At 48.0% G+C, this 13166-nt stretch carries 10 protein-coding genes; 9 read left to right on the forward strand and 1 reads right to left on the reverse strand.

Features of this window, described 5'->3' with window-relative positions; translation table 11 throughout:
• A partial coding sequence (locus FGG15_RS17830) for a T9SS type B sorting domain-containing protein (RefSeq protein ID WP_138838882.1) occupies positions 1-1349 on the forward strand: 1349 nt, incomplete at its 5' end.
• Between the two features lie 9 nt (positions 1350-1358).
• Complete coding sequence (locus tag FGG15_RS17835; protein WP_138838884.1) at positions 1359-2309, forward strand: PorP/SprF family type IX secretion system membrane protein; 951 nt, start codon at positions 1359-1361, stop codon at positions 2307-2309.
• A 717-nt stretch (positions 2310-3026) separates the two neighbouring features.
• Here the strand turns inward: FGG15_RS17835 and FGG15_RS17840 are convergent.
• Complete coding sequence (locus tag FGG15_RS17840; protein WP_138838886.1) at positions 3027-3815, reverse strand: DUF3050 domain-containing protein; 789 nt, start codon at positions 3813-3815, stop codon at positions 3027-3029.
• Positions 3816-4553: 738 nt separating this feature from the next.
• Here FGG15_RS17840 and FGG15_RS17845 point away from each other — a divergent pair.
• The 7 genes from FGG15_RS17845 to FGG15_RS17875 all read left to right on the forward strand — a co-directional run bounded on the left by FGG15_RS17845 (position 4554) and on the right by FGG15_RS17875 (position 13163).
• Positions 4554-5948, forward strand: a complete 1395-nt coding sequence (locus tag FGG15_RS17845; protein ID WP_161991989.1) for an IPT/TIG domain-containing protein — start codon at positions 4554-4556, stop codon at positions 5946-5948.
• 88 nt (positions 5949-6036) lie between these two features.
• A complete protein-coding gene (locus tag FGG15_RS17850; protein ID WP_138838890.1) occupies positions 6037-7518 on the forward strand; it encodes an IPT/TIG domain-containing protein in 1482 nt (493 codons plus the stop codon).
• Positions 7519-7596: 78 nt separating this feature from the next.
• Complete coding sequence (locus FGG15_RS17855; protein WP_161991990.1) at positions 7597-9024, forward strand: IPT/TIG domain-containing protein; 1428 nt, start codon at positions 7597-7599, stop codon at positions 9022-9024.
• A gap of 71 nt (positions 9025-9095) precedes the next feature.
• Positions 9096-10532 carry an IPT/TIG domain-containing protein gene (locus tag FGG15_RS17860; protein WP_138838894.1) on the forward strand — a complete coding sequence of 479 codons (1437 nt, stop codon included), beginning with the start codon at positions 9096-9098 and terminating at the stop codon, positions 10530-10532.
• A gap of 70 nt (positions 10533-10602) precedes the next feature.
• The gene (locus FGG15_RS17865) at positions 10603-11043 is read left to right on the forward strand and encodes an NHL repeat-containing protein (RefSeq protein ID WP_138838896.1); all 441 of its coding nucleotides are present in this window, start codon (positions 10603-10605) and stop codon (positions 11041-11043) included.
• Positions 11044-11047: 4 nt separating this feature from the next.
• Positions 11048-11716, forward strand: coding sequence for a homocysteine S-methyltransferase family protein (locus FGG15_RS17870; RefSeq protein ID WP_138838897.1), 669 nt, complete (start codon positions 11048-11050; stop codon positions 11714-11716).
• A gap of 31 nt (positions 11717-11747) precedes the next feature.
• Positions 11748-13163, forward strand: coding sequence for an IPT/TIG domain-containing protein (locus tag FGG15_RS17875; protein ID WP_161991991.1), 1416 nt, complete (start codon positions 11748-11750; stop codon positions 13161-13163).
• Positions 13164-13166 lie beyond the last annotated feature (3 nt).

Here is a 13166-nt window from a genome sequence, read left to right on the forward strand (position 1 = left end):
CTACGGCGGTGACGGGCCTTGGGGCCGGCCAGAGCGCGGTGCTCAGGTGGACGGTCTCCAACGGCAGCTGTGCGGACAGCGCCGACGAGGTGACCCTGACCAACCACGCTCGGCCCTCTGCGGACGCCGGCGCTGATGGTGAAATTTGCCAAGGTTCTGAATATAATATGGCCATGTCCACAAACGGACCAATGGTGCAAAACATAAACTCCTTGCTTTGGAGTACCACGGGAGACGGAACTTTTAACGATTCGGCAATACTACTTCCCATATATATGCCAGGTCCGGGGGATATAGCAAATGGGTCTGTAATACTTAGACTCATCGCAAATGGAAATGGAGCCTGTCCATTGGTACAAGATACCATGGAACTTACGATAAATTCATTAGCAGCATCTCTCACCATAAATCATGAGACTTGTTGGCAAAGTGGAGATGCATCCCTTGATGTAACAATGGGAAATGGTACAGGGCCGTATACGGTAAATTTGAACACTTTTCAAACAGAGGTGTTTTCGGATGGGACCTTTAGTTTTTATGAGCTAAATCCAGGGAGCTATTCGCTAAGGGTGGTCGACGGTAATGGATGTGAGTCCATATCCGAGTTTGATATACTTCCAGGGGGACCAAATCTCGATGCAGCTGTTGAGCCAATTTACTCATGCGAATCTGGAAACCTCACAAACTCTATATTGGTAGAATTGGTTAATCCTTCATTAAGCGAAGATGTTGTATATGCCTTGGATTCCACAAATCCAATGGATTTCAGGTCCACTCCAGATTTTGAAAATATTTCCAATGGAGATCATTTTTTAGCGATTTTACATGCTAATGGTTGTTTGAACACTATACCATTCAGAATTGAGGATATTCCTATGTTGGAACTTGATTTGACGAGTCCCGGGCCAAATGAAATAATGGCCAATGTGTCTGGAGGATCACCTCCATATACCTACTTTTTTGTGGAAGATATTGGAACATCCAATAACAGATTTGTGGTGGATGGAAGCGGAGTCTATACGGTAAGGGTTTTGGATGGCAACGGCTGTGAGCGCGTTGAGACAATTACAATGAATTTTGTTGAGATTGAAATACCCAACTTTTTTACCCCGAACAATGATGGGAAAAATGACTTCTGGAGGCCAAAGAACATTGAAGTATATCCTAATATTGAAACCTTTGTTTTTGATAGATATGGTAGAAAAATATGGACTATGGGACCGGTGGATAATGGATGGGATGGGCAATATAGGTCAAAACCCCTGCCATCCGGGGATTACTGGTACATCATTCAATTGAATGATGCCACCGGAAGCGAGTTCGTTGGAAATTTCACTCTATATAGATAATCAACCACCATGAAAAAAATCATTTTTGTTCTATCATTTTCACTTGGGCTTACATTGTTTACAAATGCCCAAGAGCTTACAGTGCCCCAAATATCACAGTATTTGTCGGATAACCCTTTTTTAATGTCACCATCTTATGCAGGGATTGGAAATTATGTCAAAGTACGTATGAATGGATTGAGCCAATGGGTCGGAATCCCTGATGCACCAAAGACCCAATCTCTTTCGGCAGATGTCCGTTTGGGTAATAGGTCGGGAATAGGAATGGTACTCTACAATGATTCCAATGGGGAAACCAAACAGCGGGGGGCCAAACTTTCGTTTGCCCATCATTTGGTACTTGACAGGTATGATGATGTCTTTTTTTCAATGGCCCTTTCTGTTAATTTAAACCAATTTAGAATTGATATAGAAAATTTTCGGGACAATGATGACCTTGGTGTCATTGATGATCGCAAGTCGAACAATACCAATTTTGATTTGGGGACTTTATATCGAAAGGGAGAATTTTATGTAAGCCTAAATATTTCAAACATCTTGAACAAAAACATCGAAAGGTTCAGCCCTATTTATGAGCCCAATGTTCTGAGAAATTATTCTGTGTATTCTGGGTATAGGTTCAGGAAAAACAGGAGATCGGATTTTGAAATGGAGCCATCAATATTTTTTCAATACTTTGAGAGTGACAGCCGCTCCATAACTGACCTCAATGTCAAATTCAGGTTCTACGATTTTATTGATAGCTATTATTTTGGCGTTACATTTCGAATGTTGAACGATCAAGCGGTAAAGCCGCTATATTTAGCTCCGCTCCTGGGACTTAATAAAGGGGACTTTTATTTTGGGTACTCCTATCAAGTAATACTTAATGAATTGTTGGGTTATTCCACGGGCACTCATGTGTTTACCGTGGGGGTCAATCTTTTCCAAGGTATTTCAAATTGTACATGCACTTATTAGGTTGTCATAGGCGTTCAACAATGTTGACAAAAGGGATTAAGCAATGAAGTGGCTGCCAGTTATTGCTATGAACTCAGGTTTTTTTGGTGAAATGGCTATTCATATAGTTGTCCCCGTAAGCCAATCCATGAACAAGTGACCTTTGTGGGTTTTGGAGGCTAACGAACATAATAAACAGCTTGGTACTTTTTACGCTTTCGTTTCTTATTGAACATACCTTATGTCCAATTCCTAAACAAAAAGATTATATTGGGTGTTTTGGTCAGTGTCACTATGCTATATAACGGTTGTATTCATGCATGGAATACCCCGTTCACCTACCAATCAGGAACACTGGTCTTTTACTATAAAAAGAATGGGGGAAGTATCAGATGTAACCGGAACCCTAGGACAAGTACCAAAATTTATGGTTTGGTGCCTTTAGTTTTGGATACCATTACCGATGGCATGGTCTGCGGAAATTAAAATTTAGAATAAAATCCAGCTTTCCGGTTTTTTACATGTTTGTTCATCTTCTGTCACAACCCTTATTTCAATATGGATAAGGGTTTTTCCTTTGTTCACATCGGAAAGTTTTGGGATATCCCCTACTTGGGATGAACACATTGAACCTACGCGGGAATTGACAATGGCAATTGAATGGTCCGGGGATTTTGATCTATCATTTGCAAAGGCGATTAGCTGTGTGTTAGATTTCTGTAATCTAGGGCCAATCCATTATTTGTACTGTTTTTTTAAATTTTTCTCCCTGATGAGGTCGTTAATCGTATCCCAAAGGAGAATCCTTTTTTTTAGGGATTCTTTTGCCACCTTTAACGCTTCATTCCATCGTTGGTCATCATCGCCGCAAAGCTCAGAGACCATTTTTAAGGAAAGAGGACCGTGTTCATGGCTATCCAGTTCTATATGCCGGTCAAGATAATATTTTAGTTTGCTGAGCAAATGATTATTGGTGTTGTCTGATTTCAAAATTTCGATGAACATTTCCGGGATAACATTTTCTCTGCCAAACGTAAAAGCAGAGGCGATCATGTGGGTCTTTTCAGTTTTAATGATTGAGAAGGAGAATCTTACGAAATCGGCGACTCTTTGATCGAGGTTGATTTGACCCAGACAGTGTTCAACTGGTTTATCCGACTTCACGAGATTAATGAATCTATTTATTTCTGTAGTATTTGCTTTTGCCTGCTGCATGGCATCCAAATATAGTTCAAAGTGACTCTTGGCCTCTCCGAATTCGTCAATATCACTTTCTTCACCGTATACTATTTCGTTTATAAATCTGGTGAGATTCTTGTTTTTTGGTGGAATCCAGGGAATTTGGACACCGGTGAACTCTATTTGAAGGGCTTTTAAAAGAGACATAAAGTCCCACACGGCGAAAACATGATTTTCCATAAAGATCCTAATGTCGTCGATATGGTGTAGATTTTTATAAAGTTCATGCTTCTGCAAATGATTTCTGAGTTCTAAAATTTCTGTTTCGATAAGACTTAATCCGCTCATGGTTTTTTCTTATTGCTTATTGTGACAGGGAACTGGACATTGGGGTGAATTCCAACTATTTGCTTACGCTACTGGCATCTTGAATGATGTCTGGGTTTTTTTCGGCTCACTGGTAACTATTGTGCATTGATACAACCTATTTTAGAAAGTGTGTATGGACAAAAAGGTATCAATTGGATGAGTATGTAGGGATGGTGTTTGATACTGTGGATAAACAGAATCAATCCCAGGGCACTGCCACTGTTCTTCTAGGGACCTCTCTGGTTTATGTTTTGATAGTCCATTTTCAAACGATTGCAACGTAAATTGCTTTTGTTCCATAATCGAAATCAGGGCGTTCCAATGGCCGTTCCCCTTTTGGGAAAGAAGGGTACGGTTACAACTACTATCGGCCCTTAGGCTTTCTTTATTCAATCTCTGGTTTTTCGTTGGTTAAGTGGGGCCGATATCTGTTTTCTTAAAAGGGTTTATCCTGTGGGCAGGTAGCCCTCTCTTAACTAGTAAACATAGGGTCTTAGGTTCTTGTAAAAAATTAGTTGCAACAAATGTGTTGCATTATGGGATTTTTATGGCATTCATTCCATTCAACGTTACATCGGAGGTTTTTTTTGGTTCAAATGTTTTATGTATTGGTCTTTTTGAGGTATTCATGAGGCTGGTTTTGCTTTTAAATTTGAAGTTGACTCATTTGGAATTAACATTAATAAGATGATTGGAGCTTTTTTAATGGGGCCTGTTATGAGGTTGTTCTGCGCCTTTTTCCTTATGGGGGTCCTAATGGACCATGTTTGGTTTTGTGTTTCTGGCCCTGGGGGATGGGTTTGGGCAAACGAAAGTGTTGCCGGATATTCTCCCTCGGGAGCTGGGGACATGAAGGAGGGGGCACCAAAGCTTTTTTCGGTATGTCCCTTGATGGGTCCAAAACGGACCGCTGTTGTTATAGAGGGCAGGAATTTCGGATCAGATCCAGACATGGTCGAGGTTCGTTTCAATGGAACCCGGGCGGAGGTCCAAAGTGTTTCGGGGGCGCGGATAACCACGGAAGTGCCGGCGCGCGCGTTCACCGGTGTCCTGACTGTAAAGGTAGGGGGAATATGGCTTTTGGGCCCTGAGTTTGAGTATGAGGTGTCGGAGGTCAAAGTGTCCACTTTTGCCGGAAGACCTGATCATGGCGGTTTTGACGGGAGTTTTAGAAATGGCATTGGAAAAGAAGCCGGATTTGATAGGCCGAGGGATTTGGCAAGGGATTCGAAAGGCAATCTGTTTGTCGCGGACTTTGGCAACCATGCCATTAGGAAGATAGGGCCCAATGGTCGGGTCTCCACGTTTGCGGGCAATGGTGTGGCGGGTGATGCCGATGGTCTAGGGGTACGGGCCAGGTTCAAATTTCCGCAAGGGCTGACTATTGATGGGGCTGACAATATATATGTGGCCGACACAGGCAATCATGCAATTAAAAGGATAGACCCATCAGGTAGGGTCGCGACCATTGCTGGGCGCGCGCAAGGGTATAGGGACGGTAAAGGCCCGGATGCCCGGTTTGATTATCCTTCGGGAATTGCAATGGGCGGTCAAAATGACCTTTACGTGTCGGAAACCAGGAGTCATACAATACGAAGGATTTCTTTGGATGATTTTGAAGTGACCACATATGCCGGTTCAAAATGGAGGCACAGTGGCACTGCGAACGGTAATCTAAAAACAGCAAGATTTCGTTTTCCAAGCGGTCTTGCAATGGACGATAATGGGAATTTGCTGGTTGCTGACACCTACAATGACATGGTTAGGGCTATAGATCTGTCCGCTGGGACTGTGCGGACTTTGGCTGGGGGTGACCGGAATTCCGATGTCAAAAAAACAAAACCTCCGATGTTTTACTGTCCCAGGGGAGTGGCCGTTGACAAACAGGGAATCGTTTCTATGACCGATACAAAGAATCAGTGCATACGGAGGATCGATCTCGAAGGAAGAATTGTCACCATTGCAGGTGTCCCCAATTCCAAAGGGTATAAAGATGGGCAGGGGAGTGAAGCCAAGTTTTCAAACCCTTATGGTATTTTAAATTATGACCAAGGGGAAATCTATGTTGCGGATACGGACAACCACGCAATCCGGAAAATCACCATTGACTAAAGCTGCCATATGGAAGTGGGCAGGTCCCAAGAACGACCATTAAACAAATAGACCATAAAAAGATAAAACAATGAAAACAATGAAAACAATGAAAACAATGAAAACCATTGGAATATTGAGATTAAGGGACATCTTTCTGTTGCTTGTCCTGCTGTCATTGGCACTGTCCTGTGGCTCTGACGACAACGGCATGGACTGTCCTGACCCGACCAACGCTAACTGCGACCAGGTCGGGGACGACCCCCAAGATGACGACCCCCAGGACGATGACCCCCGGGACGATGACCCCCAGGACGACGACCCCGTGGTATTGGAGCCAACCCTGTCGTCCGTGGCACCGGTGACCGGTCCAAAGCATACCGAGGTTGTTATCACCGGGGAGAATTTCGGCACGGATGCCACCAAGGTGTCGGTGAGCTTCAACGGGACCCCTGGGGAAGTGCTGGGCGTCACGGACACGGAGGTGACGGTCAAGGTACCGGCGAGGGCCTATACCGGCCCCATTACGATGGAGGTGGACGGTTTCGATCTCACCGGCCCCGAGTTCGTGTACGAGCTGACCTATACCGTGGAGACCTTTGCGGGAACTCCGGAGGAGGATCCAGGTTATGAGGAAGGAACCGGAACGGCTGCCAAATTCAACCAACCCTATGACTTGGCAAAGGACTCAGGGGGCAACATATTTGTTGTCGACAGGAACAACCATGCCATACGAAAGATAACCCCGGACGGTGAGGTCTCCACTTTTGCCGGTAACGGCAGCTGGGGTAGGGAGAATGGAGAATACTTAAGTCCCCAAGGGTTGGCCATCGACGGCGATGACAATATCTATGTCGCGGATACCGAGAACCATAGGATAGTAAAGATCACACCTAGTGGAGATTGGACGTTGATTGCGGGCGGTGGTCTTGTGGGCGGATATGTAAACGGACCTGGTGCCGGTGCCAGATTCAACTATCCAACGGCAATACTTTTAGAGGAAGGTTCAGGGGGCAGTACGCTGTACGTAACGGACCAATACAATCATGCGATACGAAGGATATCCCTTGATGAGGGTCAATATACGGTGAGCACCTATGCGGGTCCCGGTCCGGAGATTACCGAGCGAGAAGGGTATATGGATGGCGGCCTTTCGGATGCAAGGTTCAGCTATCCCACGGGTATGGCGAAGAGCGGTGACGGGGCCATCCTGATTGCGGATTATGATAACCATAGGATCCGTGCCATAGATCAAGATGCTGGAACGGTTGGAACATTTGCCGGGAGTGATCGGGGATATGTAAATGACGTTCCCCGATCGGAGGCAAAGTTCAGGAGTCCAAGGGGTGTATCGGTGGCCGGGGATGGTAACATATACATTTCCGATCGTTTAAATCACTGCATACGCCGGATCGATCCCGAAGGCAATGTCACCACGATTGCCGGGCTTCCGGAATCTTCAGGTCACGTGGACGGTCTCGGTAATGTGGCCCAATTCACCTCTCCTGCGGGAGTGCTCCAAGGAGGGGAAGGGGAGATCTATGTTGCCGATACGGGCAACCACACAATCCGGAAGATCATCATTGACTAAAGCTGCCATATGGAAGTGGCAGGTCCCAAACGACCATAAAAAGATAAAACCATGAAAACCATGAAAACCATGAAAACAATGAAAACCATAAGAATATTGAGGGCAAGGGACATCTTCCTGTTGCTTGTCCTGCTGTCATTGGCACTGTCCTGTGGCTCTGACGACAACGGCATGGACTGTCCGGACCCGACCAACGCGAACTGCGACCAGATCGGGGACGACCCCCAAGACGATGACCCCCGGGACGACGACCCCGTGGTATTGGAGCCAACCCTGTCGTCCGTGGCACCGGTGACCGGTCCAAAGCATACCGAGGTTGTCATCACCGGGGAGAATTTCGGCACGGATGCCACCAAGGTGTCGGTGAGCTTCAACGGGACCCCTGGGGAAGTGCTGGGCGTCACGGACACGGAGGTGACGGTCAGGGTACCGGCGAGGGCCTATACCGGCCCCATTACGATGGTGGTGGACGGTTTCGATCTCACCGGCCCCGAGTTTGTGTACGAGCTGTCCGAAGTCAATGTGGAGACCTTTGCGGGAACTCCGGAGGAATCAGGTTACGAGGAAGGAACCGGAACGGAGGCCAAATTCGACGAACCCAATGATCTGGTCATGGATTCGAAAGGAAACATATTTGTTGTCGAGTGGGGCAACCATGCCATACGGAAGATAGCCCCGGACGGTGAGGTCTCCACTTTTGCCGGTAACGGCGACTGGGGTACGGAGGATGGAGAATACTTAAATCCCCAAGGATTGGCCATCGACGGCGATGACAATATCTATGTCGCCGATACCGGGAACAATAGGATAGTAAAGATCACACCTAGCGGGGATTGGACGAACATTGCGGGAGGAAATGGATCTGGATATGTAAACGGATCTGGCGCCAGTGCCGAATTCAGGAGTCCAACGGCGATACTTTTAGAGGAAGGTGCAGGGGACAAAGTACTGTACGTATCGGAGGCTAACCATGCGATACGGAGGATATCCCTTGATGACGATCAATTTACGGTGAGCACCTATGCCGGTCCAACGATTGATAACCAGCCAGGGGATACGAACGGCGGCCTTTCGGATGCAAGGTTCAACTATCCCAGGGGCATGGCGAAGAGCGGTGTGGGGACCATTCTGCTTGCGGATTACAGTAACAGTAGAATCCGTGCCATAGATCAAGATGCCGGAACGGTTGGAACATTTGCTGGGGACGACTTTGGGCATCAAGATGGTGATTTGGCTTCGGCAAAGTTTTCGAATCCATCAAGTATATCGGTGGTCGGGGATGGTAACATATACATTACCGATACTGGGAATTCCTGTATACGGCAGATCGATTCCGAGGGGCATGTCACCACGATTGCCGGAGTTCCGGAAAATTACGGTCACAATGATGGTCCCGGTGATGAGGCCCTATTCAACGAACCACGTGGAGTGCTCCAAGGAGGTGAAGGGGAGATCTATGTTGCGGACACCTACAACCACGTAATCCGAAAGATCATCATTGACTAAAGGTGCCATATGGAAGTGGGCAGGTCCCAAGAACGACCATAAAAACAAATAGACCATAAAAAGATAAAACCATGAAAACAATAGGAATATTGAGATTAAGGGACATCTTTCTGTTGCTTGTCCTGCTGTCATTGGCACTGTCCTGTGGCTCTGACGACAACGGCATGGACTGTCCTGACCCGACCAACGCGGACTGCGACCAGGTCGGGGACGACCCCCAAGATGACGACCCTCAGGACGATGATCCCCAGGACGACGACCCCGTGGTATTGGAGCCAACCCTGTCATCCGTGGCACCGGTGACCGGTCCAAAGCATACCGAGGTTGTTATCACCGGGGAGAATTTCGGCACGGATGCCGCCAAGGTGTCGGTGAGCTTCAACGGGAGCGTTGGGGAAGTGCTGGGCGTCACGGACACGGAGGTGACGGTCAGGGTACCGGCGAGGGCCTATACCGGCCCCATTACGATGGTGGTGGACGGTTTCGATCTCACCGGCCCCGAGTTCGTGTACGAGCTGACCTATACCGTGGAGACCTTTGCGGGAAATCCGGAGGAGGATCCAGGTTATGAGGAAGGAACCGGAACGGCTGCCAAATTCAACCAACCCTATGACTTGGTAAAGGACTCAGGGGGCAACATATTTGTTGTTGAGCGGGGCAACCATGCCATACGAAAGATAACCCCGGACGGAAATGTCACCACCTTTGCCGGTAACGGCGACTGGGGTAGGGAGAATGGAGAATACTTAAGTCCCCAAGGGTTGGCCATCGACGGCGATGACAATATCTATGTCGCGGACAGCGGGAACAATAGGATAGTAAAGATCACACCTAACGGGGATTGGACGTTGATTGCAGGTAGTGCGTATGGATATGTAAACGGATCTGGTGCCGGTGCCGAATTCAGAAATCCAACCGAAATACTTTTAGAGGAAGGTTCAGGGGGCAGTACGCTGTACGTATCGGAGGCTAACCATGCGATACGGAGCATATCCCTTGACGACGGTAATCATGCGGTGAGCACCTATGTCGGTCCGGAGATTGACCAGCGAGGGTACATGGATGGCGGCCTTTCCGATGCAAGGTTCAACTATCCCAAGGGCATGGCGAAGAGCGGTGTGGGGACCATTCTGCTTGCGGATTACGGCAACCATAGAATCCGTGTTATAGATCAAAACGAGGAATCGGTTGGAACATTTGCTGGGGGCGACTTTGGGCATCAAGATGGTGATTTGGCTTCGGCAAAGTTTTCGAATCCATCAAGTATATCGGTGGCCGGGGATGGTAACATATACATTACCGATACTGGGAATTCCTGTATACGGCAGATCGATCCCGAGGGGCATGTCACCACGATTGCCGGAGTTCCGGAATCTAAAGGTCACAAAGACGGTTCCGGTGCTGAGGCCCAATTCAACGAACCACGTGGAGTGCTCCAAGGAGGGGAAGGGGAGATCTATGTTGCGGATACGGGCAACCACGTAATCCGGAAGATCATCATTGACTAAAGCCGCCATATGGAAGTGGCAGGTCCCAAGAACGACCATAAAAACAAATAGACCATAAAAAGATAAAACCATGAAAATATTGGAAACAGGAAATTTTTGGGTTACGCGGAGTAGTAATCATAAAATCGGAAAAGTGGATCGGGACACCGAAACTGTCGGGACAATCACCGGGGGTGCCCGAGGGTATGTTGATGGTGGTCCTGTAACAGCAAAGTTTGCCGATCCTTATGGCATATCGGTCGGTTCGGATGGGACCCTGTTTACGGTTGATTCGGATAACCATTGTGTAGAAGGGGTCGATCCCGAAGGGATGGTGGAGACTATCGTTGGAGTTCCCGGGAACAATGATGGGAACGGAGGTTTTGTCGAGGCTCAGGGGACATTGCCGAATTTCAATTCCCTGTCGCGGTGTTATATGCTGGAAACGAAATCTATATTGCGGACCAGCGGCAATCATGCAATCGAAAAGATAACTTGGAAGTGGTCTGGGCCTCAACAAAACTTTCGATGATCAGATGTGTTTAAGCTGTGCTGATTCCTTCCGTTTGATAGAGGATTTGGATTCTTTCAAGATTATTGAGCATTACCGGGAGGTACTGGAAAAGGCCCTGAGTAGTGGTGCAACGGCCATTTTCTTCGAATGTCCCACCTTGGGCCTGAGCCCTTACTGTGGCGAAAAGCTTGGATATTCAAGGGACAGGCTTTTGGAGATCAATATCAGGGCGGTCATGGTGGTCGAGATCGTGAAAAAGGCCTTTTTTGACGATGACCCCCAGATTCTGATCGTTGGGCAGATCGGGCCAATGGCGAACCTATGCTCCGCAGGTTTGGACTTTGCTACCAGCATGGAATGTTCCATGTACCATGGGTTGCAGATAAAGGCCTTTAAGGAGGCAGGGGCGGATCTGGTTTTTGCCAAGGGCATAGGTACTTCGGAGGAGGCCCTTGGAATAGCGAATGCCTGCATGGCCGAGGACATGCCCCTGGTAATATTCTTTGATATGGATTCGGAGGGGAACCTTGCGGACAGTGCGTCCTTGGGGACGGCCATAGAAATGATAGATGGGAAGACCGATTCGTACCCGATGTACTACGGGGCGAAGTGTTTTGATCCGGATAGCCTGTTGAAACTTATCTGTCTGGATGAGATTTGGAAGTACAGGGTACATGAGTATGAAATTTGAAATGAAAAGCAACAATAAAAGCAATCAAACTATGAAAATATTGAGGACAAGGGATAGCTTTCTGTTGCTTGTCCTGGCGTTATCGGCAATGATTTCCTATGGCTCTGACGACAACGGCATGGACTGTCCGGACCCGACCAACGCGGACTGCGACCAGATCGGGGACGACCCCCAGGACGACGACCCCGTGGTATTGGAGCCAACGCTGTTGTCCGTGGCACCGGTGACCGGTCCAAAGCATACCGAGGTTGTTATCACTGGCAAGAATTTTGGTACGGACCCCGACAAGGTGTCGGTGAGCTTCAACGGGACCCCTGGGGAAGTGCTGGGCGTCACGGACACGGAGGTGACGGTCAGGGTACCGGCGAGGGCCCATACCGGCCCCATTACGATGGAGGTGGACGGTTTCGATCTCACCGGCCCCGAGTTCGTGTACGAGCTGACCTATACCGTGGAGACCTTTGCGGGAACTCCGGGGGAACCAGGTTTTCTGGATGGGAAAGGAACGGCTGCCAAATTCAACCAACCCTGGGACTTGGTAAAGGACTCAGGGGGCAACATATTTGTTGTCGACAGGAACAACCATGCCATACGGAAGATAACCCCTCAAGGTGTGGTCTCCACTTTTATGAAAGAAGGAGGAGAAGATGGGGGAGAGCAAAAGAGGTTCGATTATCCCCAAGGGTTGGCCATAGACGGCGATGACAATATCTATGTCGCGGACAGTGGGATCGATAGGATAATAATGATCGACCCTGACCGTGTTTGGACGAACATTGCGGGTGCTGGTCAGGAAGGATATAAAGACGGAACCGGTACCAATGCCGAATTCAAGAACCCAGCAGCAATCCTTGTAGGGGAAGATGCAGGGGGCAGTGCGCTGTACGTATCGGAGGATAACCATGCGATACGGAGGATATCCCTTGATGACGGTCAATATACGGTGAGCACCTATGCGGGTCCCGCTCCGGAGATTACCGAGCGAGAAGGGTATGTGGATGGCGGCCTTTCGGAGGCAAGGTTCAGCTTTCCCTCGGGCATGGCGAAGAGCGGTGAGGGAACGATACTGATTGCGGATCTTGCTAACAGTAGGATCCGTGCCATAGATCAAGATGCCGGAACGGTTGGAACATTTGCGGGAGGCGAAGAAGGGGGATATGTAAATGATGTCCATCGATTGGATGCAAGATTTTACGGTCCATCAGATGTATCGGTGGCCGGTGACGGTACCGTATATGTTGCCGACGCCGATAATTCCTGTATACGCCGGATCGATTCCGAGGGGCATGTCACCACGATAGGGATTTATGACTCCTTTGATTACAATGACGGTCCCGGTGCTGAGGCCAAATTCAACTATCCAATGGGGGTACTCCATGGAGAGGAAGGGGAAATCTATGTTGCGGATACTGACAATAACGTAATCCGAAAGATCATCATTGACTAAAGC

It is taken from the genome of Flagellimonas algicola, from assembly GCF_005937185.1.
GTDB classification, from domain to species: domain Bacteria; phylum Bacteroidota; class Bacteroidia; order Flavobacteriales; family Flavobacteriaceae; genus Flagellimonas; species Flagellimonas algicola.

What these genes read in the sequence shown, in the direction of transcription:
- FGG15_RS17860 (WP_138838894.1), top strand. Translation starts at nt 9,096, where the DNA reads ATGAAAACAATAGGAATATTGAGATTAAGGGACATCTTTCTGTTGCTT.
- FGG15_RS17870 (WP_138838897.1), top strand. Translation starts at nt 11,048, where the DNA reads ATGTGTTTAAGCTGTGCTGATTCCTTCCGTTTGATAGAGGATTTGGAT.
- FGG15_RS17835 (WP_138838884.1), top strand. Translation starts at nt 1,359, where the DNA reads ATGAAAAAAATCATTTTTGTTCTATCATTTTCACTTGGGCTTACATTG.
- FGG15_RS17840 (WP_138838886.1), bottom strand. Translation starts at nt 3,815, where the DNA reads ATGAGCGGATTAAGTCTTATCGAAACAGAAATTTTAGAACTCAGAAAT.
- FGG15_RS17875 (WP_161991991.1), top strand. Translation starts at nt 11,748, where the DNA reads ATGAAAATATTGAGGACAAGGGATAGCTTTCTGTTGCTTGTCCTGGCG.
- FGG15_RS17855 (WP_161991990.1), top strand. Translation starts at nt 7,597, where the DNA reads ATGAAAACCATAAGAATATTGAGGGCAAGGGACATCTTCCTGTTGCTT.
- FGG15_RS17845 (WP_161991989.1), top strand. Translation starts at nt 4,554, where the DNA reads ATGAGGTTGTTCTGCGCCTTTTTCCTTATGGGGGTCCTAATGGACCAT.
- FGG15_RS17850 (WP_138838890.1), top strand. Translation starts at nt 6,037, where the DNA reads ATGAAAACAATGAAAACCATTGGAATATTGAGATTAAGGGACATCTTT.
- FGG15_RS17865 (WP_138838896.1), top strand. Translation starts at nt 10,603, where the DNA reads ATGAAAATATTGGAAACAGGAAATTTTTGGGTTACGCGGAGTAGTAAT.